Source organism: Paenibacillus sp. J31R122, assembly GCF_056269185.1.
The window spans coordinates 121,622-147,393 of the sequence record NZ_JBWDNM010000006.1 but is presented as its reverse complement, the minus strand read 5'-3'; the positions used below and the strand labels follow the sequence as shown (position 1 = coordinate 147,393).

Annotated in this window: 15 protein-coding genes; 4 read left to right on the top strand and 11 right to left on the bottom strand. The window is 44.3% G+C overall.

All coding sequences use genetic code 11. From position 1 onward, the window contains the following. Window positions 1–119 precede the first annotated feature (119 nt). Together AC0YN7_RS12070 and AC0YN7_RS12065 are read right to left on the bottom strand one after the other, a co-directional pair. On the bottom strand, window positions 120–1,178 hold the full coding sequence (locus AC0YN7_RS12070; RefSeq protein ID WP_475810247.1) for an Ig-like domain-containing protein: 1,059 nt from the start codon (window positions 1,176–1,178) through the stop codon (window positions 120–122). A gap of 378 nt (window positions 1,179–1,556) precedes the next feature. Next, window positions 1,557–2,633: a phosphate/phosphite/phosphonate ABC transporter substrate-binding protein gene (locus AC0YN7_RS12065; protein ID WP_475810246.1), complete on the bottom strand. Its 1,077-nt coding sequence runs from the start codon at window positions 2,631–2,633 to the stop codon at window positions 1,557–1,559. A 399-nt stretch (window positions 2,634–3,032) separates the two neighbouring features. Between AC0YN7_RS12065 and AC0YN7_RS12060 the strand changes: the two genes are divergently transcribed. Further along, window positions 3,033–4,415: an MFS transporter gene (locus AC0YN7_RS12060; protein ID WP_475810245.1), complete on the top strand. Its 1,383-nt coding sequence runs from the start codon at window positions 3,033–3,035 to the stop codon at window positions 4,413–4,415. A gap of 162 nt (window positions 4,416–4,577) precedes the next feature. Here the strand turns inward: AC0YN7_RS12060 and AC0YN7_RS12055 are convergent, their stop codons facing one another. The 4 genes from AC0YN7_RS12055 to AC0YN7_RS12040 all read right to left on the bottom strand — a co-directional run bounded on the left by AC0YN7_RS12055 (window position 4,578) and on the right by AC0YN7_RS12040 (window position 9,469). Further along, on the bottom strand, window positions 4,578–5,336 hold the full coding sequence (locus tag AC0YN7_RS12055) for an SDR family NAD(P)-dependent oxidoreductase (protein ID WP_475810244.1): 759 nt from the start codon (window positions 5,334–5,336) through the stop codon (window positions 4,578–4,580). A 200-nt stretch (window positions 5,337–5,536) separates the two neighbouring features. Further along, entirely contained in the window at window positions 5,537–5,791 is a 255-nt protein-coding gene (locus tag AC0YN7_RS12050; RefSeq protein ID WP_475810243.1) for an HPr family phosphocarrier protein, read from the bottom strand. A gap of 24 nt (window positions 5,792–5,815) precedes the next feature. Beyond that, the gene (locus tag AC0YN7_RS12045) at window positions 5,816–7,153 is read right to left on the bottom strand and encodes an MFS transporter (protein ID WP_475810242.1); all 1,338 of its coding nucleotides are present in this window, start codon (window positions 7,151–7,153) and stop codon (window positions 5,816–5,818) included. An 18-nt stretch (window positions 7,154–7,171) separates the two neighbouring features. Beyond that, window positions 7,172–9,469, bottom strand: coding sequence for a beta-glucosidase (locus tag AC0YN7_RS12040; RefSeq protein WP_475810241.1), 2,298 nt, complete (start codon window positions 9,467–9,469; stop codon window positions 7,172–7,174). A 114-nt stretch (window positions 9,470–9,583) separates the two neighbouring features. On the opposite strand from AC0YN7_RS12040, the gene AC0YN7_RS12035 reads away from it, so the two are divergent. Next, window positions 9,584–10,822, top strand: coding sequence for a helix-turn-helix domain-containing protein (locus tag AC0YN7_RS12035; RefSeq protein WP_475810240.1), 1,239 nt, complete (start codon window positions 9,584–9,586; stop codon window positions 10,820–10,822). A gap of 224 nt (window positions 10,823–11,046) precedes the next feature. Here the strand turns inward: AC0YN7_RS12035 and AC0YN7_RS12030 are convergent, their stop codons facing one another. From AC0YN7_RS12030 to AC0YN7_RS12020, 3 genes are all read right to left on the bottom strand, one after another. Next, window positions 11,047–12,126, bottom strand: a complete 1,080-nt coding sequence (locus AC0YN7_RS12030; RefSeq protein ID WP_475810239.1) for a HupE/UreJ family protein — start codon at window positions 12,124–12,126, stop codon at window positions 11,047–11,049. 97 nt (window positions 12,127–12,223) lie between these two features. Continuing rightward, window positions 12,224–13,417, bottom strand: coding sequence for an S-layer homology domain-containing protein (locus tag AC0YN7_RS12025; protein WP_475810238.1), 1,194 nt, complete (start codon window positions 13,415–13,417; stop codon window positions 12,224–12,226). 113 nt (window positions 13,418–13,530) lie between these two features. Continuing rightward, window positions 13,531–17,943 (bottom strand): DUF7402 domain-containing protein, encoded by a 4,413-nt coding sequence (locus AC0YN7_RS12020; RefSeq protein WP_475810237.1) that lies wholly within the window; start codon window positions 17,941–17,943, stop codon window positions 13,531–13,533. Window positions 17,944–18,512: 569 nt separating this feature from the next. On the opposite strand from AC0YN7_RS12020, the gene AC0YN7_RS12015 reads away from it, so the two are divergent. Continuing rightward, window positions 18,513–19,004: a hypothetical protein gene (locus AC0YN7_RS12015; RefSeq protein ID WP_475810236.1), complete on the top strand. Its 492-nt coding sequence runs from the start codon at window positions 18,513–18,515 to the stop codon at window positions 19,002–19,004. Between the two features lie 1,182 nt (window positions 19,005–20,186). Here the strand turns inward: AC0YN7_RS12015 and AC0YN7_RS12010 are convergent. Continuing rightward, on the bottom strand, window positions 20,187–23,783 hold the full coding sequence (locus AC0YN7_RS12010) for a discoidin domain-containing protein (RefSeq protein ID WP_475810380.1): 3,597 nt from the start codon (window positions 23,781–23,783) through the stop codon (window positions 20,187–20,189). A 1,104-nt stretch (window positions 23,784–24,887) separates the two neighbouring features. Between AC0YN7_RS12010 and AC0YN7_RS12005 the strand changes: the two genes are divergently transcribed. Further along, window positions 24,888–25,436 carry a GbsR/MarR family transcriptional regulator gene (locus AC0YN7_RS12005; RefSeq protein ID WP_475810235.1) on the top strand — a complete coding sequence of 183 codons (549 nt, stop codon included), beginning with the start codon at window positions 24,888–24,890 and terminating at the stop codon, window positions 25,434–25,436. A gap of 28 nt (window positions 25,437–25,464) precedes the next feature. On the opposite strand, the gene AC0YN7_RS12000 is transcribed toward AC0YN7_RS12005, so the two are convergent. Next, a complete protein-coding gene (locus tag AC0YN7_RS12000; protein WP_475810234.1) occupies window positions 25,465–25,677 on the bottom strand; it encodes a hypothetical protein in 213 nt (70 codons plus the stop codon). Window positions 25,678–25,772 lie beyond the last annotated feature (95 nt).

Genomic DNA, 25,772 nt, shown 5'->3' with positions numbered 1-25,772 from the left:
AGCTGTAGATTCGAATTACGCCAGCATAAACACGATGATGGTGAAATCTGCGTCTATGAGAGGAAGACAATAGATCTCCCTCTCATAGACTTCTTACCCAAACATTTGCAAAGTAATTTTTATTGTAGAATCGCTTTCGCTACGATTTCAAGGTCTACAATATCAACCTTACCATCATGATTCACATCCGCGTTTTCATTCCAGTTCTCTTGACCTTGTTGTTTGTCGTATGCACCTGCAACAATAGCCAAGTCTCCAACAGAGCGTTTTCCATCTCCATTTACATCTGCTGTGATTCTCTGCTTGTCAAACTCTTGAATAGCCGCTTTCAATGCCGCTTTCGCACTATCCACCTGCTCTTCAGTAGCATTCAAATCCTTTGCTGTCTCATTAGCTGCATCGATAGCCGACTGCAATTGCGCTTTGGAGCCAGCCTCATACAGGCCGTCCTCATTGCCCTCCACTGCTGCATCGTGCTTGGCCTGAGCGCTTTCGATTATGCTTGGTAATGTCAGACTGGGCTCTACTGTCACATTGGCGGAAGCTGTAAAACCACCATCAGCAGTTGTTACCGTCACAGTCGCCTTCCCGGGAGTATGACCGATTAGCGAAGCGCTGCCGCCTGTTGAGGTTATAGATACGACAGCAGGATCGCTGCTTACCCACGAAACTTGGATATCGTTCGCATTAGCTGGCGTAACCGCAGCCGTTAAGGTTCTGGTTTCGCCTTCAGTCATGATGACGTTCTGTTGATCAAGCGTTACCCCGCTAACAGGGACCCGGTCAACGACTTCGAATGTCTTGCGATCCACGATCTCATACCCGTCATTGAGCATGAAAAGCGCATCATACTTACCTGGGGCCAGCCCATTGCTGAGACTAGCCTTTCCGTCTCCAGCCTTTAAATAACCCCAACTCAACGATACACCGGCATCTGGAGGAACATCCCCGATTTTGTAGATGCCGACCCAATCCGTCCCGCTTGCACCAGCACCTGTGTACGACAGCGTGATAGCTTCCCCTTTGAGGTACTGGAGTTTGTCCATTGTTAAAATCTGGTCGGAAGCTGCTTCAGCAACAGGCATGAAAGATGCAGCGGACAAGTTGAAAAGCAACACCATGACGGACGAAAAATATCCTATTAGACGCAACGTTTTTCGGTTTCGTTTTTTGATCATTTGCAAATCCCCTTTTCTACCATTTTATTGGAATCGTGTTAGTTTGGCCGCTTAAGGACGGACAACTTAGCCGTTCTACCTCCAATATTAAGGTTGTATTGTAAGGTCAAAATCAATTACAACTTAAGATATTGTAATGAAAACGATTACTAACCCCCGACATACCAATACAATTGCAAATCTCACGTTTTTTTTCGTTTTGAGTTTAATGATTCGATAACAAATGTGATCATTTCTCTTATTAGAAAAAATAAGACCCTGTACAAATTGAACCTGTACAGGGTCTTAAATCAAACTGTATGATTATTTCTGGATAAGTCCAATCCCAAAGGCCGAATCGACATGTCGCGCCGCCCAGTTACATAAAGGGCAATGCAATCAGTTAGACAACTCCCGAATCGGGTTATACCAGGCATCGTCGACCGGAAGGAACTTCGCATCCCCCGACTTCCAGAACAGTCCGGATTTCTCGGAATCCTCCGGCAGGAACACACTTTCGTTGTTCGCTGTTGCTTCCGATGTCATGATATCTACGATCGCTTTGAAATCTTCATCCGAAATCGTGTCGCGGTTGGCCACGAACGGACCATTCAGTACAGGCGTGACAGAGATCAGACGGAATTGCTCGCCAGGCAGCTTATCGAAAGGCTGCTCCGCGTTCTCTTTCACCTTGTACAATGCGCCTGGACGATTCGCCTCGCCCTCGGCCAGCTCGACATAGTTGCCGACGCATGTATCACAGAAAGCCGCGATATCCGCTTTCTTCGTCAGCAGATTGACTGCGGACCCTTGATGAGAGCCGCCATATACGACATCGCTGAAGAACTGGCCGCTTCCGCCTTCCATCAGGTCTTCGACCGTCAAGTCTTTATAGGCGTCCTGCTTGGAGAAATGCGAGACAATGGCATTCGAAGGCACTTTGAAGCCCGAGGTCGAGCTGTTGGAGACAAACGAGAACCGTTTGCCAGCGATATTAGCAATCGAATACGCATCCTGTTCCTTGTACTGCGCCTCGTCTTCCTGTCTCACCGCAAACCAGCCATAGTAGCTGGCATCGTCCAGCGTACCCGATTCGCCGGAGTTCACGACGAGCGGAGCCAGATTGTCGTTCTTCTTCTTGGCTTCGACGTACGAGGTCGCGCCCATGTAGGCAATATCCGCGCTGCCGTTGGTCAGCGCTTCGATCGAAATAATATAATCCGTCGTGGTGAAGTGCTCCACTTTCTTACCCGTCGCTTCCTCGATCATCTTGCTGATCGCGTCGCGCGTTTCCTGCAAGTCCCCACTTGATTCGTTCGGTTGCCAAGCGATTGTAATCGTCTGCTTGGAATCGCCTTTTCCTTTGTTGCTGCTGCCGTTCTTAGCGCCGGAGTCATTCCCGCCGTTTCCTGCGTTCGAGCATGCCGAGAGCAGCAGGACAAAAATAAGACTCGCGAATAGCATTCGTCGTTTCATTGGATGATCACCTGTTCTTTCTCTTTATTGGAATCGTGTCAGCCTGTCGTATATGGACTGACTGGCTAGCCGTTCTACCTCCAATATTAAGGTTGTATTGTACGGTCAAAATCAATTGCAACTTAAGAAAATGTAATGAAACCGCTCACTAACTTCCGACATACCAACACGATTGCAAATCTCACGATTTTTTTTGTTTTGAGTTTAACGTTGCAATAACAAACGGAATAATCCAAAAAAAAGAAGAATCCTTATTCGTTTGACTTATATTATATACATTTTAGATAAAAATGTTGACAAAGTCGAAACTGAACTGTACCTTAAACTTTATAAATAAATATGTCTACTAAATATCCAGATATGGCGTATACATAAAAAACTTGTTGGAGGTTATATCTTTTGTCTCATAATCAAAGCATTTTCGGCCCGCGTTATTTTGCACTATCAATAGGAATTATTTTGTCAGTGATGGCAGTAGGTTTCGAAGGCTTAGCTGTAACTACGATCGCCCCTTCCATCGCAGGCGATTTGGATGGCATTCATCTGTTTGGATGGATATTTAGCACTTATCTGCTTGCCCAAATTGTTGGCACCTTGGTTGTCGGTCGTATCATTGATAAAAGAGGACCTGCAGCACCGTTTACTTTCGCACTTGTTTTGTTTATCGTGGGACTCATCGTTGCCGCGACTGCAAGCGACATGTTCGTGATGATTTTGGCACGAGCGATGCAGGGCCTTGGTGCTGGTGCTATGATGACTTGCGTGTACACCGCCATATCCTTAAGCTATCCCGATGAATTACGTGCGAAGATACTCGGAGCATTCGGTACAGCCTATGTTCTTCCGTCCATGCTTGGTCCATACGTTGCCGGTATGATTGCAGAACAGTGGTCTTGGCGATTTGTTTTCTGGGGTATATTGCCGATTCTAGTTCTGTCAGCACTACTTAGCCTACCGGCATTCAGGATATTAAAGGTACAGGATACACAAGAGGGGAATGGAGCTACCGCTACTTGGATGGCCTTATTTTTAACAATTGGTACTGGGATTTTCTTGGTTGGTCTTGGCATGCTGCCGAAAATTACAGGGATTATACTAAGTATTGCTGGCTTAGCATTAATGTCATATCCACTGCGAAAGCTGCTGCCAAAGGGAACTCTTATATTCCGAAGAGGCATGCCAGCTATTCTAGCAACACGCGGACTGTTCTTCGCCGCATATGTCAGCACTCAAAATTTTTTAGTATTAGCTCTAATAGATGTAAAAGGCATTAATCCAGCTCATGCAGGACTAATTGTCGCCAGTGCTGCACTAAGCTGGTGTCTCTTTGCTTATCTTCAAGGAAGGTGGGATTCGGCAGACAAGGGTCGTGGGCGCAACAGAAGAATTATTCTGGGTGTGCTGCTGCTTACACTAGGATTTGCAGTCGTGTTTTGGATTCCAACCGTAACGGTTGCCTTAGCAGTTATTGGGCAAATCATAGCGGGGATCGGAATGGGGCTATCACATCCAACGAGCGGAGCGGTGGCATTTGCTCATACAGGAGAAGAAGGGGCCGGCGAGACATCAGCGAATCTGCAATTTGCGGATTCTTTCACACCGGGTGTGGTTATCGGTATAGGCGGTGCCATCCTTGTTGTTAGTCAGTCTGCAGGAATGACGATGCAATCCGGATTAATTGTAACGATGGGATTTAATCTTCTGTTAATACTAATGAGTTTATTAGCGAGTATTCGCATTACATCTGAAAGGCCGATTAGTAAACTAAGCGGTATTAAGTGACCATCCATACCAAGAACGACCGCCAGCAGAATAAACAGAAAACCACGTCCAATCGTGATATAAACGCAAAAAACTCCGCCCCTAAGGACGGAGTTAATCCGCGTTATTACAAATGCGAAGAGTATTCCTTTGGTTGGAACACCCTGTCAACATGAATCGCGTTTACAGTGTTAAACCACCGTCTACGACAATAACTGAACCTGTCATATAGCTGGATTTGTTGGAAGCCAAGAAGACCACCATCTCTGCTATTTCTGATGGATCAGCAAACCTATTCATTCGCATGTTCGGGAACTCCTCCGGCACGTAGCCGGTCTCCTGTATCATCAAAGGAACGGCTTGCGTCAATGTCGTATCGACGCCACCTGGACAAATCGCATTGATGCGTATACCTTTTTTCACGTATTCCAAAGCCGCCGCCTTCGTCAATCCTATCACAGCATGTTTGCTCGCGGAGTATACTGCTAGGCTATGTTCGGGGCGAATGCCCGCCGTAGAGGCTGTATTGATGATCGAACCGTATCCTTGTTTCTCCATAACTTTGAGAACATGCTTCAAGCCGAGAAAGACACCCTTCACGTTGACGTCCATGATACGGTCGTATTCGGCTTCGTTGATGTCCGACAGCATCGAAAACTTTTGTAGAACGCCGGCGTTGTTGAGAAATGCGTCAATGCGTCCGTATGTTTCGACGGCGAGATGAACATACCGTTCGACGTCTTCGTTCTTCGATACGTCGGCTTGCACGAAGAAGCCTTCGCCACCATGTTCTCGTATTAGTGCGAGCGTCTCTTCCCCGGTTGTTTGATTGAAATCGACCGCAACGACTTTCGCTCCGTTCTGCGCCAGCTTTATACAACTTGCGCGTCCGATTCCGCTGCCGGCTCCGGTAACCACTACGATTGGGTTTTCATTTTGCATCTTTTCATACCTCCGCTTCACATCATTATTAAATTGGTATCAACATGTCCAGTTCATATTATTCCATGCAATCGTTTTCTTATATAGTATAATTCTTAGAAAAATTGTATATAGCAAAGGTGTTAATTAAGGTCACAAAAGGCAATTGCTCTTTCTATGCAATTATTTAATTCTGTATTCATGCGTCTAGCGATTACATCTTATTCCTCAAATATGGATGAGAGAATTCCCGCCGCATGATCCTCGTCTGGACCGTCAAACGTAAGGGTGAGCACCGTTCCTTTTTTCGCTTCCATAGCCATCAGTCCCAGAATGCTTTTCACATCGGAAATTATATTCTTTTCCTCCCAAATAATGCGAATTTCGGACTGGGTCGTAGCAGCTGCCGAACTCACCTGTTTCGCCAATATAACCTGAAAACCATCGGTAGACATCATTATTTTAATTGCTTTCATTCCATCTTCCTCCTCAGGGATCGATTACGCATTTCTTACGTTATTCAGATCCTCAATGATTTGCGGGTACTCCTTGTCCAGCTTATAAGGCAAGAGAATAATAAGAAGCAGCACGCTAAAAATGAGAGGCAAATAAATAAACATAAACTGAATGGCCGAGCTTGCAGCCGCAGTTATCGTCACTTGACCGCCAATATAACCGCCTAGCGCCAGCGACCATCCAACTAAAGCCGCCCCTAATCCGCTGCCTGCCTTCGCTCCGAAGCTGCCCGCACTATAGACGAGTCCTTCCGTACGCATACCCGTCTTCCACTCGCCATAGTCGATCGTGTCCGCCAGCATCGCAAATCCGGTGGCCGCTAGCGGAACGGCTCCGATGGACTTAATTACCGACGAGATAATAATAACGGTTAGATTCGTCGGATTAAAGACCAACACCATGCCGCCAATAAACGTGACGATGATTCCAAAAATCGCTGAATTGCGTTTTCCGTATCTTTTAATAACCGGCGCGATCATGAATAATCCGAGTAAAATCGGAATAAGCGCAGTAACGCCCAAAATGCCTACTAAATCTTTGTTATGCATAATGTATTGGGCGTAGAATACATTGATTGCTGAACCAACGGCATTAAGCATATTCATCACAGTCATAAGTATGACCATCATCAACCAATATTTGTTGCGGAACAACGCTTTGATTCCCCGCTTCAGCGGAATCGACTTCTGGACGACGGACGGCTTCACCCGCTCTTTCGTCGAACGGAACGTAATGAAGAACAGAATCGTAGCAATCGCACTATAGATCACAAACGTCGTGAACCAGCCATTTTTGCCACCGCCGAATGCATCCACCAATGGCAGCGTAGCCGTCATGACGATTATTGATCCGATTATCGCACACAACATCCGGAAGATGTTAAGCAGCGACCGTTGATATGGATCTTGCGTAATCATCGAGTTCAGCACGCCATAAGGAACGTTAATTCCCGAATAAATAATGTTGACGATCAAATAGGTTACATAAGCATAGACTAGGGATCCTGCAGGTCCAAGATTCGGAGCTGTAAACAACAGCAAGCCCGATATACCAAACGGAAGAGCTAACCAGAGCAGCCAAGGCCGAGCCTTTCCATGTTTGCTGTTCGTTCTGTCGATCATCGCGCCGACGCCGATATCGATGAAGCCATCGAATACGCGCGCGATGAGCAGCAATGTTCCCACTGCCGCAGCAGAAATCCCAGCAATGTCGGTGTAGAAGAAAGTCAGGAACGCACTTGCCGATGTCCAAATAAAGTTGCTTGCCAAGTCGCCAACGCCGTAACCAAGCTTCTCTTTAAACTTGATATTTTCGGTCTCCACGATGTTTGCCCCCGTCTTTTATGAAAGATCGTTCAATTGCTGAATAATTTCGTTCAGCATTTCATCTGTGAACATACCTTGACTCATCATAGCCAGAGTGCGCAGCGGCATATAATCCATCATCTGAGCGAACATTTCACCCGTGCCTTCCCCCAAGCTTTCCTCGGCATCAAGACCCTCGAACATCGCCCCCATGCCCTCTTGCATCTTCTGAAGCAAGCCTTGCACGAAAGGCGCTCTTTGTGGATCGTTTAACAGGTCGATAATCAATGTGTTTCGGTCGACTTTGAATTTCAAAGCGACTGTCGACTCGACATGTACCGTATCGCTCAATACAATATCTTCACACGAGCGTCCAATTAAAATTTCAAAATCACCGGACTCCACATGCCAATCCTTAAGATCTACGTTGTAGTAAGCGAAGGAGCGCTTATCCAGCGTCATCGTAACGGTCTTCTTCTCTCCCGGCTGAAGCTCTACTTTAGCAAAGCCCTTCAATTCTTTGACGGGGCGGATAACCGTACTCTGCACATCGCGGACATAGAGCTGAGCAATTTCTTTACCAGCACGGGATCCCGTATTTTGTATCGTTACCTGTACGTTTACGGATTCCGTATCTTTGATTGCTTTGTGATCGATGACAAGATTCGAATATTCAAATGCGGTGTAGCTCAGACCGTGTCCGAACGGGAACAGTGGCTTCACTTCTTTGGCGTCATAATAGCGGTAGCCGACAAAAATGCCTTCGCGGTACTCAACGCGATTGCCTTCGCCCGGGAAGAACAGGAACGATGGATTGTCGCTTATCTTCATCGGGAATGTCTCGGCAAGCTTACCGCTCGGATTCACTTCGCCGAACAATAAATCAGCGATCGCGCCTCCTGCTGCCTGACCGCCCAAATAAGCTTCAAGAATCGATTTCACTTGGCCGACCCAAGGCATTTCAATCGGAGAACCGCTCATGAGTACGACGACCACGTTGCTCTGCACAGTGGCGATCACTTCGATCAGCTGGTTCTGGTTCGCAGGCATACGCAGATGCTTGCGGTCAAAGCCTTCGGATTCATAACGGTCGGGAAGTCCCGCAAAAATGATTACCGCATCCGCTTTGCCGGCTGCTTGTTTCGCTTCCTCCATCAAAGCAGCGTCCAGTTCATCTCTGTCCGAATGGAAGCCTTGCGTGTACACAACCGAGGCAGAATCGCCTGCAAGCTTTTTGATTTCATCCATCGGTACGTCGATCTGGGTCGGATTGATATGCGAGCTGCCGCCGCCTTGGTATCTCGGTTTTTGCGCGAATGGACCGATGACCGCCAACTTCTTGCCTTTTGCTAGCGGGAGCAGGTTCTCGTCGTTCTTCAGCAGTACCATCGTATCTCCGGCAACGGTGCGCGCCAGACGATGATGCTCGTCCCGATCGTACGTGGCGTTTGGTTTTTTGTTGTCCACGCTCATGAAAATGATGCGCAAAATTCGTTCAACAGCACGATTAAGTGTCTGTTCGGACAACTTGCCGTTCTGGATCGCCTCCACGATTTTACGGTCGCCCACGCCGCCGCTTGAAGGCATCTCCAGCTCTTGTCCGGCAGCCAGCCCGTCTACCCGGTCATTGTTGGCGCCCCAATCGGTCACGACAAATCCTTCATGCCCCCATTCTTCCTTCAACATATCGGTAAGCAAGAACTTGTTCTCGGAAGCAAACGTTCCGTTAACTTTGTTGTAAGCACTCATGACCGTCCATGGCTGGGCATTTCTCACCGGACCTTCGAAGCTCGCCAAATAAATTTCCCGCAGCGTGCGTTCATCAACAATCGCATCGACCCCATTACGACGATGCTCTTGGTTGTTCACCGCAAAGTGTTTCAGCGAAGTGCCAACGCCTTGGCTCTGCACACCTTGAATATGGCTGGTCGCCATTTCGGAAGAAAGGTAAGGGTCTTCCGAGAAATATTCGAAGTTGCGCCCGCATAGCGGAGAGCGCTTGATATTGGCGCCTGGTCCAAGCAGGACGGCAACGTTTTCCGCCTGGCACTCTTCACCCAGTGCTACGCCCACCTTGCCGATCAGCTCCCGGTCCCACGAACTGGCCATGCCGGCTGCCGACGGGAAACAAACTGCGGGTACGCTTTTGAATACGCCCAAATGGTCGGTATCTCCCTGCTGCTTGCGCAGTCCGTGCGGGCCGTCGGTGACCATAATGCTAGGAATGCCAAGGCGCTCCACACCTTTTAACCGCCAAAAATCTAAACCGGAGCACATGCCAGCTTTTTCTTCCAATGTCATCTCTGCAATTAGAGCTTGAATATCGCGTTTCATTAGATATAACCTCCTTGAATGTAAAAAATCTGTACAGCTCACATTATTTCATGGAACCGCTTTCTTTTATGGTATAATACTTAGAAAAATTGTACGTAAGAGGGGGATTCCATAGTGGTCAATGTTCACAATCAACCTGATGTAGCCTATTCCTGTAAGTTGCTATATGAAAGCATCCAACTTCCGATCTTTTATACCGAGGATGGACATGCCGTGGAAACGATTTGGGGGAGCAGTGATCAGCATAGGCCTTTTTATATGGAATTCGAAAAGCTATTCCGTCCATTTATAGAGAAAGAGATGGAACACCCTGTGATTCTCACAGCGAATTCCTGGGAAGAGTTTATCATAGTGCCTGTTAAACGTAGTCGAGAACGGCATGGATTCGTTGTAATCGGTCCTTCAATCCAGCAAGTACCTACGGATGAGCATATCAATGGCCTTATGAACGATAATCAAATGTCCTATCGCGATCTGCCGCACTGGAAAGCATATTGGGATAGCCTTCCCGTCGCGAGCCGTCTTCGTCTGCTCCATATCAGCGTACTTGCGCATTGGATGATCAATCAAGAGGCTTTGGAGATTACGGATGTGCTGCAATATAGTTATCAATATGTGCTGCCCGCCATGTTTCAGAGCAATATAGAAATTGAAATTCTAACCAAACGGGAATTATCGGTGTCTAATCATAGTTCGAAAATAGAAAAACGGTTACTAGAATTGATTCGAACCGGCAATACAAGTGAATTAATGAAACAGTGGATCGCCATTCCTAACGAGGGCGTGGGGATCTTATCTAAGCGGAGCCAACTCCGCAATATCAAAAATTTAGCCATTTGCTCTGTTGCGATTGCTATGAGGGCTGCTGTAGATGGAGGAATATATGAAGAACTGGCTTTTACTCTCAGTGACCTGCATATTCAGCAAATCGAGGAACTGAATGATGTCAAAGCAGTAGAGGCCGCGTTAGTACGTGCGTTATTGGACTTTACGGAACGGGTTGAACAGAGTCGGAAAGAAAGTATGTCCAAACCGATCAGAATTTGCTTCGAGTACATCTTCAACCATTTATATCAAGAGATTACATTCGACAAGCTTGCGGAGTTGACTGGACTGAACAGCAGCTACTTGATGAATTTATTCAAAGAACAGACTGGCATGACACTGATGAATTATATACAGAAACAGCGGGTAGAAGAAGCCAAGAAACTGCTTCAAATGACCAATGGCACGATTTCGTCCATCGGATTACGGTTGAATTTTTATGATCAATCTCATTTTATTAAAGTTTTCAAGAAGTATACGGGCATGACGCCGAAGAAGTACCAATCCACATTGAAAACGGAAGGTTAATAAAACGAAATAGAGATATCTTTCGGGAAAACCTTTAAACACTCGGAATTCCTTGTGTGTAAAGGCTTTTTCTTTATGAGCCTAGGGACGAATAAAACAAAAAAACGGCATCTCTGCCGTCCTCCGCCGTTTTTATCAAACATCTATTTTTACAGACTTGGAAGATATTTCTGATAAGTTGAAGAATGATACCTGTACGATCATCGTACCCATCTGTTCACGGGTTACAATCTTTGAATCAACCAATAAAATGCCAGCACAAAAATAAGGCAAGACGTTGTAATCATCATTTTACGGTACCACGGGAACCTTTGCAGCCAAATCAAGAGGGGCAGTAATAGGCATAATACCATCAGTTGGCCCGTTTCTACACCTAAATTGAATGCCAGGAGCGTCCCAATCAGATTGTCCTTTGGAAGTCCTATTTCAGCCAATGCCCCGGCGAAGCCCATACCGTGAATCAGGCCAAATATGGCTGTCATTACCCACCGCCATTTCGCCTTTTTAACAAATATATTTTCCACGGCCACGTAACAGATCGTCACCGCAATCAACGCTTCGACCCAAGACGGGATGACATGAATGCGCCCCGACGCCACCAAGAATAGTGTAATGCTGTGGGCGATTGTAAAAGCAGTAACAATTTTCAATGCATCCTTGAAGCGAGATGCGATTAATACTAAGGATAACAAAAACAGCAAATGATCAAAACCGATCAAAATGTGTTCGATTCCTAGTACAAAGTATTTCCACAAAACAGCGCCAAGCTTAGGCTGGGGAAGGTCCTGTGCTGGGTCTTTGGGAAGGTTGATCAGAAAATCTTTATTCGTACTATTAATTACTTCCTGCTGAAAATATTCCCCATCATGGATCATGAGTACACTTGTAAGAGGAGGCGCATCGTCAAACACCAGATCGTAATGAAGATTAAATTGTTCGATTTCTTCATCGGCGGTAAACGTCAGATGAAATTCTATGCCTCTTACGGTACCCTTATTCGCCATGCTCATCGAATCAAATTCCATCGTTAAGGGCTTCGAATCCACATCTATGCGAAGACCTTTCTGTAGAATGGATTCGATTTTTTGCGAGAACAGTTCCTCGTTCACCAGATTATCCAAGTCAGTACCGAATTGTTGAATCAAGTCTCTTTGATCAATAAAAAGATCATAGAGAATCTCGTTCCCTTCAATGTTTAAATCCGAGTAATTCATACTTAGGGAATGCGCAAATGAAGTTGTGGCGGTCCCAAAAAATAATAAGATCATTATGATGAACAAGGACAGAAATGAACGCTGCTTCATAGCGGAACCTCTTTTCATGAAATGCTAGTTATACAATCTGCAATATAGTTTATCCGGTTTCGGACGTTCATTCTGCAACTTGAACATGTTGCTCGACTTATTTCAAGCTGTCCAAGAGTGTTTTCACTTGAGGGTTAAGGTTCAATGCGTTCAGAACGATCGTAAGCGCCTCCGCGCGTGTGGAGTTGCCCTTCGGATCAAATAAGCCATTGCCCTTGCCGCTGATGATACCCGCTTTTGCCGCATCCTTGATTTGATTTGCTGCATAAGAGCTTGCGCTTGCTATATCCGCAAAGTTGCCTTTGGAAGCATCTTTGTCCACTTTACTTAAGTCCACAATACGGGATAGAATAATGACCATTTCTTCACGGTTAATCGTTTTGTTCGGCTTGAACGTCTCGTCATCATATCCGGTAATCACTCCTGCACTAGCAAGTTTCTCAATGGCGTCATTAGCCCAGTGGCTGTTAATATCGTTCAGAACTACCGGCTGATTGCCGCCTTCGTTGATATCGAATACGCGAGAAATGATCGCAGCAAATTCGGCGCGTGTAATGTTGCCGTTAGGATGGAACGTTCCATCCCCATACCCATCAATAACGTGCAATTTTATGAACGTACTGATGGTCTTTTCGCCCCAATGTCCTTTAATGTCAGCCATTTCGACCTTTATATCAGAATTATTAGCTTCCGCTACTTTGGACGAAATCGTATCAACCATTTTTGTTACATTAACAATGTCACTCTTGAATACATCGTCCGCGGGTTTCGGAGGCTTTGGTGTTGGCGTTGGCTTTGGTGTTACTTGACCCGACGATTTTATATTCACCGATACTTTGCTTTTGCTTGAAACTTCAGTAGACACGATCTGCGAATTCACCATCTTCACGCTGTCCAGTACAATATCTGCCTTTCCCTGACTAGCCGCATGAAATGTCAGCGTAGCCAATGTTACATCCCCGTTCTGGCCTGCAGCATTGCCTATTTGTGTATGCGCGATTTGAATCTTATTTCCGTTCACAATAGGATTCACGGCAAAGCCGCTACCTTTGTTAACGCTATCCACAAATACCAAACGGCTGGTATCATAGGTTAAATTGACTTCATATGCGTACAAGTCACTTAATTTCTTTCCGCTCACCGTCACTTGGAAGTCATCGCCTGCGGATATGCTCGTATCCGAGATGGACAGTGAAAAGCTAGGGCCGGAGCTTGCCTGAGTATCGACTTGGGGAAATACGAGTAATGTCAAAAGCAACGCCAGACTAAATGCAAGTAGTTTTTTTATCATTGGATAATTCGCCCTTTCTGTACTCGTCGTAAGTGAGGAGGGGGAGAAAATAGATCTCCCCTCCCCTTTCATTCCCAGCCCATCCTAAATTTCGCTAAAGAAAGCGGGTTTGTTTATTGCAAGATTGCTTTAGCTGCGATTGCAAGGTCTACAATATCCACCTTGCCGTCTTTATTTACATCCGCTTTCTCATTCCAGCCCGCCTGATCTTGTTGTTTGCCGTAAGCCGCTGAAACAATAGCCAAGTCTCCAATAGAAATATTTCCATCCCCATTGAGATCCGCATTGATTTTCTTGGTGTCAAACACTTGAATTGCCGCTTCCAATGCAGCTTTCGCGCTATCCACCTGCTGCTGAGTGGCATTCGGATCGATTGCTGTCGCTTTGGCCTCAGCGATTGCCGACTGCAATTGCGCTTTGGATCCATTCACATACAGGCCGTGCCCATTGCCTTCCACTGCTGCATCGTACTTGGCCTGAGCGCTTGCGATCGTTGTGTTCAAGAACGACTTATCTACAGGTATATTAGGTACAGTTATTTGTATTTCATGGGAGGCTCCGCTGACCTGCAGCTCATTCCCCTCTGCATTGGCAATCACGACATTGTCGACTGAAATTGTCGTTGCCTCTGTTGCAGATTTGGCTGTAAAGTTGAAAGTCAACAAATCACCTTGGGCAAGTACCCCTTGGTTCGCTTCCACGTTGGAAGCAATAATCCGAATTTGACCCGGCGCTGTCTCCTCTTGCGCAATGACTTGGAATCCATCTTTCAGCGATGTAACCGAATCGAATTGCACATTCAATGGATTATAATGTAGAGTCAAATCCTGGGCATACATTCGCTGGTATACACTTTGTGTTACGCTGGTCAATCCCATCGTCAGAGTGAATGCTTGATCAGAGTCCACTTGCTGTACACCTGTCAATGTAGTGGTAGCTGATGCTAATTGTTCACTAGTTGTTACATTAATCTCCGCAGCCGCTGCCCAGCCGTTAACACCCGCCGTTGCTTCGAGCTTGACATATGATGCATCTGTCGGATCAAAAGTTACTACTTTCTCCGTATTGTCGTTTTCCCAAGTTCCGCTTGCAACTTTAGTAAAGGTCACTCCATCTGTACTCGCATAAATGTTATATCCTGTAATATTTCCGTTACTGCCTGATGGCCTTGGTAAATACGCGACCTTATTGATTGGGTAAGTTCCTCCAAGTTTTAAGGTAATCGATTGAGGGAGAACATCCGATTTATCCCACTTTGTATGCCACACCGTTTGTGGGTTTCCGTCAATCGCCATGGATGCAATATCTTTACCCATTTCCTCGCTTGTCGCCGTTGCCGTCATTTGAGACTGAGGGATCTTATTAACACTTACCCTAATGCTTGTTGTCAAAGGCACGTTATTGGGATTTTCCACTCCATTTGGCAAAGTTACGGTTCCTGGTACCGTGAAGGTCTGTCCCGTCATGGTAGTTGGATCGTAGTTAATGCTGCTTAAATCCCAAGTTACACTGGCATTCAAATTTCCTAAATCGGTTACAAGCACTGCATTTTCGGGCAATCCAAGAGCTGCTGCTGTCTTTGCCGTTCCGAAGTCCAATCCTGTAATGGCCGGCGCTGTGATGCTCATGAGATTCAGCTTTTCCCCAGCCGGAAGCAAGTTCGAAATTTCCATTTCCGACAAACCGACATTAGAACCGCTTCCTCCGGATACCTGGAATTTGACCCATTTCACCGTCTTTTTAGGGAAAGTTACAGAATAAGCGCTCCCGTCATTCGGGATTCCTGAAACCGTCAAAGTGCTTCCGTCGCTGAAGGTAAGCGTTCCGCCAGGCGCCCAGTCGACTGTGTTGGGCCGATCATAGAAGCTAATCTTGCTGATCGTTTGATTCGTCGTCCAATTCAGCTGGATCCATGGATTCAGTTCTTCCTTGGACGCCCATTCGGTTTGCCCTATGATGCCATCGAACACTTTGTTGGGATTAGTATTGTTATTGGAATACGATGAAGCGGTAGCTGTGGCGGTCCCCGCTGAGATCTTATTAACAGTTACTCTAATGCTTGTTGTCAAAGGCACGTCATTGGGATTTGCTACTATAGTCGGCAAAGTTACAGTTCCATTTACATTGAAGGTCTGTTCAGTCTTTACATTGGGATCATAGTTTGAAGCCTCTACATTCCATGTCACCTTGGCATCCATTTTGATTGCATCATCGGTAACCAAGGATACTGTCTTTGGCAATCCAAGGGCGTCCGCTGTCTTCGCCGCTCCGATTGCCACCTCTGTTACGTCAGCAGGCGCAGCGATGCTGTTTAAATTAACATCTTGAGCCATAATGTCAATGTCCTGCGACGTACGGTTATACATGGAATCGTCGGCGAATACCCTGATTATATATGGTGTATTCGGCGACAAACCTGTAACCTTATATTGTCTGTATTCATCGAATGGTTTGTCTAGCGGCAGCGAAAGGCTGTTAAACGATTTGTCTACTTTCCCAGTTAACTTGTTGATAAGCTGAATATTATATTCCAAAACGCGCACATTGTCAGTTGCTTGCTTTATTGTAAAACCAACTGCGTTGTTATCGAAGTCCAAGTAATCGACCTTAATACCCTCAACAAACTCCGGAGCTATGAGTTCTCTTATATCGCTCCTGCTATAGGTAAAGGCTTCTTTGCCTTCGCCAACGACTTTTACAGAAGGTATGCCTACATATTCATCTGTAGCTAAATTATACTGTTTGATGATCATTTTTGAACCGTAAACCTCTATGAAATTCACGATGCGAGGTGTGGTATGATAATTGATATACGCGCCTTCTATATATCCGCCGTACGGACCGTCATCAATATAACTGGAATATGAACTCGCACCGCTGTCGAGATACGTAGCCGCACCTTGATAGTGAGAACGTTCGTCGGTCGGGTCATATTGCGTATGGCCTGACATATATACCACCTGCGAAAAGTTATTGTCGGCAATATATTTACCTACATTATTACTTGCCGCGCTGCTCCATCTCTCTGACCACACGGTTCCGCTTATAGGGTAGTGAGAAGATACAAATATGGGTTTGGTTGGATCGTAATCCGCTTCTTTTTTAATTTGGTCGAGGAAATCATTGGTTTTTTTCACCGTATTGTCGTTGTTATAATTTCCGTCAAAACCCAAAATATTATATCCTTTTACCTTTACCCTATAAGAATCGTTAAAGAAATTGTTATCATATGATTTCGTTGACTCGTTCCACGCGCCCGCCGAACCGACAGGTATTAAATTTTGGGAGCCGCCCATATCATGGTTGCCTCTTACCATATAAAGCTTCGCATTGTCAAACAGACCCTCATCTTTAAGTTTATTGTGTACGTCTGTCATGTGCTGCATCCACACATATTCATTAGCATTGTTACCGCCGGTAACGTCGCCAGGAATAAAGAGTACGTCGGCCTGTGGGAATAGTTTCAGCTCTGTTCTGAAACCTTCTTCCACGCGCTTGATTGCAGCGGGATTACTACTGATTTCCGTGTCGCTGTCCACAATCATATTTAAACCGGCGGGAGTTAATGTTTTATTGCTTTTTTGATAGATGAATATGGCGTTGTTTAGTTCACGTTCGTAATAATTGATGGTTTCCTGTGTATATAATTTTACTTTTTGCGTTGTTGCAACCGTAGTTGCCGTATTCAAAACCTTTTTCAAATAATCAAAATCGGTTTGGCTGAAGCCGTTGCCGAGACCGCCTTCTATTATTGTATTTGCTTCTGATATTTTGTCGTTAAGTGCGCTCATATCTACTTTATTTACACCGTAACTATTATAATTAGCTTGAACTACATCACTGCTTAATGCGCCTTTCCAAACATTCAGATCAGCGATATCGAATGAATTACCGCCATGTTTGCCCAATCCGTCGCTGCCTATATTTAATGGGTTCGATGTATCTAACGATCCGATCCCCAGCGAGGTTTCAGTCATTTTGTAACCATCAATATACAACGATCCGAGCATTTTATCTCTGTCTACAACAAATGTCACGTAACGCCAAGCGGAAGCATCAAACGTGTTGCGCCCAAAATTTACTGATGTGGTCGGGAATCCTAAATTCATTTCGACCGAATTGGCTGATGTATAAATCGCCCAGCCTTCGTTAGAGCTCTTAGTAAAATCCTTGTTTGATAATATTACCTGTTTATTGTTAGTGTCGCCCTTATACCAGAAGGATGTGGTAAAGCTGTCATTACCAAAATTCAAGCTATGCGTCGTACCGACATAATTGCCGTCTCCGCTTTCTACGTGCAGAGCTTTGGTCCCGGGTAATACACCGTCTACATAACTACAATTACCTTTCCCTTCCAAGTTCTCTTGATTTGCATCGTCCTTTAAATTATTGTCGAATTTCATCGATGCCATAAGGGGGTTGGCATTGTCGATTTTGACTACGTTATTATCTGCATTTACTGCGGTGTTCGATAACATACCGATTATCATCGTTAATACGAGGGTAAAGGATAAAATTCTTTTCACTACAGAAAACCTCCATATTTTAAGTATTTTAAGAGTCTGTTCAAAAAGCTCGTAAAATTGAGTAAAAAACGTAACGCACTAGATTATACTAATCACTCCTCAATCCGACGATCACGACTACCTGTGGATGCGTTTTTTTGTATATCGCTATTAGTGTCCCGATTAACGTCCTTAACTCAGAGACAATTCGTACAATGTCGAACAGGCCTAGTAAGACATGATCGTACAAAGTCTATTGCGATAATTAACGGACATTTCAATCCGTAAGCACCACCTCCAAAAAAATTGTCTCATCCCTACGGAAAGCAATTGCATATCGAAATCGATCGACTCCTCTAACGCTTTGCGGATGTCGACCTTTGGACAAAAAATCGAGTTCCGCATTTGAATGGCCTTGCATTTTTGTTCAATATTTTTTTTATAACATCTATATTTTTAGGATAAGGGCTGTTTTTCTATTTATGTACAAAATTTATTGTACAATATATCTATTATTAATAGGTTAATTACGTGTAAACCTCAAATAAAGATTTTGTAAAAAACGAACGGCTCTGAATCGGATCGAAGTCATGTTGCAGTTGAGGATGGACGAACAAATTCCTCTAGAAAGAGCGATTGATGAAGGATGGCGGCCTACTACCACTATTACGGATCGTAAAGCCATAACCAGTTATGGATATGCCTTGTTCGAATTTCCACTGCCACTTACTTTGGATTCCATGATTTACTCCATTATTGAGGAGTTTTTTAAGCTGATTGGCCCTGCTAATCTTCGTATTAAGATAGGTGAAACCATTCAGGTTGAAGTGAAGAAGTCTGTTTTAACTGGGGTAATGCCGGCTACTCATCCAGATATGATAGACAAGCTGAAAACATTTATACGTTCAGGCGAGATTACGACTAAATATGATGGAACGCTCATCGATACGGGTTTATCGCCAGTGACGTTCTATTTATCTGAGCACGAAAAAGATCAATTAACTGCAAAAGCGAGAAGCGCTAATAAATCGCTGCAAGAATGGCTGGAGTCCATTATTTTTGAAGCTGTAGGGAAGGATTAAAGGAGCGTCGTACAAAGCCGGCAGCCACCTTTCTAAGAATGAATAAAAGTGAATTTAATCTCCCTTTTTTTAGGGCCTTTTCAACGTTATTTGAAAGGAATGGGTTTACTTGTCCAGAACAGATGGCTAGGCTGTAAGGGACTTGGAAAACAAGGAACGTTGCAACAAGGGCTGTCACCCGAAACGGTTGTTATAAGGCATTCGCCGAAATGTATTTATCCTTGTGAGGGCAGGGGCACGACTGATGAAGTTCCTGTAATGGGAATGGAGGAACAGCCCAAAGTCTAACTGAAAAGATTGATCATTCTCCAAGCGTGCATTTCACCGATCGAGTATGAACGTGGGAACTTCCACAGTGCAAGCTTAACGATATTGGGATACGAATAATCCCAAATCTGTGAGTAACGAGGATGCTTATGATCTAGTACGTTCAGTTAGAGGGAACGCGTAGTGCTGGGAAACTGGCACGCTACGTGTGGAGCAGGGGAAAAGCTGGAGATCATATCAAAGGCTTACCTATTTGCTTTCTTGTACTCATTTTTGCTAGTGGCGCGATTAGCTTTTTCAACGAGTGATTGCGGAGCTTCATCAGGCCAACGCTCTTCCACGTCATCTAAATAGGATGAAATATAGAAAAGCCCATTAACTATTAATCTCATTGCTTCATGAAAGATAGTGTATCCGCCATTTAATTCTGAGAATATAAATCCAAATCCATTTGTTTGCCGAAACTCAAATTAAAAGTTATATATGGAAATGACATCGCAGATATCGGGACATCATCAATGTCTGTAAGCTTAATATTATCAATCATATCTTGATCGAAATTAAATATGTTTCTCCCATAAACGTTGTAATTAGCAAAGTGCATTGAATAGCTAATTTCCTTCGCAATAAGTCGCGAACCTGTTGGTCGCATTTCAAAAGGTAATTGGACAACAATTAGGTCAATCTCTACACCGACGGCGCCAGCGACCGTCACATTACATATGTAATATGAGCCGGTATCCCGTTGCAGAGCGAGGAAATGTAGCTTTAGTACACCTTTGGTACCCCTTAATCGTCCAAATCGATGAGGGGGAGAAAATTGATCTCCCCCCGTTTCATTACCGATCCATCCTAAATTTCGCTAATGTGATGACATCTGCGTTTATTCTTTTGGTTCCAAACTCTTGAATTGCTCTACTTTTGTGTCAATAAATATTGAGCGTCTCGCAGCAAATATTTAGCCGCATTGCTTGTGATGCTCTTCCCGCTTTGAGCCTTCACATCATTCATAAAGCCTTTCAGATCGTTGTTTGCCAATTTAGCCAGCAGATTAGTGGTAACATCGGCTTTGCTGATCTCTTTGTTATTAGCAAAGCGTTTCACCAATGCCTTTAAAGAATCGATGCTGGTTGCCGTCTTAAACTGAACGGTCTTGCTTACCTGGTTGCCGGCCAAGTCGCTGGAGGATACAACAAGTGTATGCTGCCCAAGCGGCAACGTATAAAGTGGGATCGTCGTTCCGATTTGGTAAGATTGCGAATCAAGCTTCACCGTCGTCTTGCTGGTGTCCACACCCGACAAATTATCGGTCAGATTAATCTGAGGCGTCAAATCCCCGGAATCTTCATATATGCTGTTGTCTCCCGGTACGGTCACCGCGATCGACGGAGCTTTCTTATCAATACTAACGGATACCGTATGCGCTTGTTCCACGTTGCCTGCTTTGTCTACGCTCCAATATACAAGCTTGTGAACTCCTTCTTCTGACAATACGACGGAAGTTCCCGTTTGCTCAGCGCCACCGTCTACCGTGTAGTAGGTATTGGCTACACCCGTTCCGTTATCGCTTGCGCTTAAGGTTACCGTGACATCTTGATTGACCCAGCCGCTTGGCGCATTGTCCGTTGTCGTTGGCGGTTCAAATTCAAAGACATTAATCTCCGCAGCTGATGCCCAGCCGTTAACACCCGCCGTTGCTTCGAGCTTGACATATAATGCATCTGTCGGATCAAAAGTTACTACTTTCTCCGCACTGTCGTTTGCCCAAGTTCCGCTTGCAACTTTAGTAAAGGTCACTCCATCCTTACTTACAAATAGGTTATAGCCTGTAATATTTCCGTTGCCGCCTCCTGGCCTTGGCAAATACGTGACTTTACCGATTGTGAAAGCTGTTCCAAGTTTTAAGGTAATCGATTGAGGGAGAACGTCGGATTTATTCCACTTGGTATGCCAAAGCGTTTGTGGGTTTCCGTCAATCGCCATGGAAGCACTATTATTATCACCGGCTGTTTCCTCACTTGTCGCCGTTGCAGACTGAATGATCTTATTAACAATTATCCTAATGCTTGTTGTCAAAGGCACGTTATTGGGATTTGCCACCCCAGTTGGCAAAGTTACAGTTCCATTTACTGTGAAGGTCTGTATAGTCTTTACAGTGGGATCATAGTTTGAAGCATCTACATTCCATGTCACATTGGCATACCCATAGCCTTCATCGGTAACCAAGGATACGGTCTCTGGCAATCCAAGGGCGTCCGCTGTCTTCGCCGATCCGATTACCCCTATTTTGTCAGTAGGCGCAGTGATGCTGTTTAAATTACCACTGTTAACCTTAAGGTCAATGTCCTGCGACGAACGGTTATACATGGAATCGTCGGCGAATACCCTGATTAGATAAGGAGTAGTCGGCGACAAATCTGTAAACTTATAATGTCTGTATTGATCGAATGGCTTGTCTAGCGGCAGCGAAAGGCTGTTAAACGATTTGTCCACTTTCCCGGTGAGCTTGTTGATAAGCTGAATATTATATTCCAAAACGCGCACATTGTCATTTGCTTGCTTTATTGTAAAAGCAACTTCGTTGTTATTGTAGGAATCGATCGTAATACCCTCATCAAACTGCGGAGCTATGAGTTCTCTTATATCGCTCCTGCTATAGGTAAAGGCCTCTTTGCCTTCACCAACGACTTTTACAGAAGGTATGCCTACATATTCATCTGTAGCTAAATTATATTGTTTGATGATCATTTTTGAACCGTAAACCTCTACGAAATTCGCGATACGAGGTGTGGTTTTATAGTTGATATACGAGCCTTCTATATATCCGCCGTACGGACCGCCATCAATATAACTGGAATAGGAAGTCGCACCGCTGTCAAGATACGTAGCCGCACCTTGATAGTGAGAACGTTCGTCGGTCGGGTCGTATTGCGTATGACCTGACATATATACCACCTGCGAAAAATTATTGTCGGCAATATATTTACCTACACTATTACTTGCTCCGCTGCTCCATGCCGATCCCCACACGGTTCCGCTTATAGGGTAGTGAGAAGATACAAATATGGGTTTGGTTGGATCGTAATCCGCTTCATTTTTAATTTGGTTGAGGAAATTGGTGGCTTTTCCCACCGTATTGGTGTTGTTATAATTTCCGTCAAAACCCACAAAATTATATCCTTTTACCTTTACCCTATAAGAATCGTTAAAGAAATTGTTATCGTATGAATTCGTTGACTCGTTCCACGCGCCCGCCGAACCGACAGGTATAAATTGTTCGGCGCCGCCCATATCATGGTTGCCTCTTACCATATAAAACTTCGTATTGTCTAACAAACCCTCATTTGTAAGTTTAGTGTGTATGTCTGTTAGATTTTTCATCCACACATATTCATTGGCGTTGTTACCGCCGGTAACGTCGCCAGGAATAAAGAGTACGTCGGCCTGAGGGAATAGTCTCAGTTCTGTTCTGTAACCTTTTTCAATTTGCGCTATTTTTCCGGGATCAGAACTGATTTCTGGGTCGCTGTCTATAATCATATTTAAACCGGCGGGAGTTAATGTTTTATTGCTTTTTTGATAGATGAATAGGGCGTTGTTTAGTTCACGTTTGTAATAATTGATGGTTTCCTGTGTATATAATTTTACATTTTGCGTTGTTGCAACCGTAGATGCCGTATTCAAAACCTTTTTCAAATGATCAAAATCGGTTTGGCTGAAGCCGTTGCCGAGACCGCCTGCTATTATTGTATTTGCTTCTGATATTGTGTCGTTAAGTGCGTTCATATCTACTTTATTTACACCGTAACTCTTATAATTAGCTTGAACGACATCACTGCTTAATGCGCCTTTCCAAACATTCAGGTCAGCGATATCGAATGAATTATTACCATTGCCGCCCACTCCGTCGCTGCCTACATTTAATGGGTTCGGTGTATCTAAAGTTCCTACCCCAAGCGAAGTTTCAGTCATTTTGTAACCATCAATATACAACGACCCGAGCATTTTATCTCTGTCTACAACAAATGTCACGTAACGCCAAGTGGAGGCATTGAACGTGTCGCGCCCAAATTTTACTGAATTGTCCGGGAATCCTAAATTCATATTGACCGAATTGGCTGTTGTAAATATCGCCCAGCCTGCGTTAGAGCTCTTAGTAAAATCCTTGTTTGATAATATGACCTGATTATCCTTAGTGTCACCCTTATACCAGAAAGATGTGGTAAAACTCTCATTACCAAAATTCAAGCTATGCGTCGTACCGACATAGTTGCCGTCTCCGCTTTCTAAGTGCAGAGCTTTGGTCCCGGGTAATACACCGTCTACATAACTATAATTTCCTTTCCCTTCCAAGTTCTCTTGATTTGCATCGTCCATTAAATTATTATCGAATTTCATCGATGCAATAAGGGGGTTGGCATCTACTTCAGTATCTTCTGCATTTACTGCGGTGTTCGATAACATACCGAATATCATCGTTAATACGAGGGTAAAGGAAAAAATTCTTTTCATTCTTTTCACTACAGAAAACCTCCATATTTTAAGTATTTTAAGAGTCTGTTCAAAAAGCGTCGGCTACCGAAAGCACTCCATCGTCTACCCTAGTCCGAAAGGTCCGATCGTCTTGTTCTCGATCCTTTTGCCCAATGATCCAGCAGACGTCAAAGTGATGTGGCCGCTCATAGAAATACCTTTATGTCCTCTAGATAAAAAATTTACTAGTCCGTGCTCACTCTTTCAACAGGAGTTTTCTCCAAACAATGTTATTTGTACAACTAGATTATACTAATCACTCATCAATCCGACGATCACGACGATACCTGTGGATACGCTTTCTTGCATATCGCAATTAGTGTCCCGATTAACCTCCTTTACTCAGAGACAATTCGTACAATGACGAACAGGTCAAGTAACGACATGATCGTACAAAGTCTATTGCGATAATTAACGGCCATTTCAATCCGTAAGCACCACCCCCCAAAAAAATTGTCTCATCCCTACGGAAAGCAATTGCATATCGAAATCGATCGACTCCTCTAACGCTTTGGGGATGTCGAGCTTTGGACAAAAAAAGCGATTTTCGCATTTGAATGGCCTTGCATTTGTGTTCAATATTTTTTTTACAACATCTATATTTTCAGGATAAGGGCTGTGTTTCTATTTATGTACAAAATTTATTGTACAATATATCTATTATTAATAGGTTAATTACGTGTAAAACTCAAATAAAGATTTTGTAAAAAACGAACGTCCCTGCAAGTAATTTACTTGAGTATGTTAGACGAAATAAAATAACCGTCAATTATTTAGTAACTCAACTTTCGCAGCTGAGATGCCTGAATAAACCCTTGATATAGTGACATCAGTTTCTGTAATGCAGTTTGGTAGTTCAAATCTCTGACTTCATCAGCAAATACCGACTGAATACTACCGTTGTGTAGCTAATCAGCATGTCAAATGAACGGCCTTGAAATTCGATGCCAAGCTTTAGATAGCTCTTTGTAAATTCGCATCCGCTATTATTATTTTGTATACTATTAATAGAGGAAAGAGGGATATTAAGAATTCGGATGGACGATAAAAGTCATTGATATGAGCGAGGATGTGAACAATTTATTGTCTCAAAATGTAGAGAATCAGAAAATGGAGCAACGGCTGCGCATCAGGCAACATGTGATTGAAGCCATTGCTGAATCGATGGATTTGTACGGTGCAACTCATTCGTCTGGACAATTATACGGGATTATGTTTTTTGAAGATCGGCCAATGACCCTTGAAGAGATGAAGACGCGCATGAATATGAGCAAAAGCAACATGAGCTATGCGGTTCGATCGCTGATGGAGTCCCAAATGGTCTTGAAATTGGAGGAAAAACTGGAACGTAAAGATTTGTATGTGGCAGAGACAAACTTTTTTCATGCTTTTCAAAACTTCTTTGCTGTGAAGCTCCAGCGTGAACTTGATGGAATGACAGGAGCCATTAACAATGTTCTTCCCGAACTGACAGAGCTCATCCTTGATGAACAGACTCCGGACGAAGAACGGCAGGCCGCCCTTCAAGACTTGCATAAACTCCGACATGGGCTCAAGTATTATGAATGTTTGGAACAATTTATCAACGGTCTGAAGCAAGGCGAATATTTTAAACAGCCACCTCAACCGTGATTGATCAATATATAAACATCCCGAAATTTCAAACCTCATTCGGTAACCAATAAAAAAGAGATGGTGTCGAATGAACGCCATCCCTTTGCTTGTTAAATCCTACTTCTTCAGCAGTCCAGAAACGCTTTTGTTGCGCCTTTAGCTTCACCTTTAGTGTACAAATGCTCAACTTCGTAAAATCACCTTCGAAAATATCTTTAACTTGTGCCATCGTGACGCTATCAAGCTTATCATTGGACAATTCGCCCTTTCTGTACTCGTCGTAAGTGAGGAAGGGGAGAAAATAGATCTCCCCTCCCCTTTCATTCCCAGCCCATCCTAAATTTCGCTATAGCA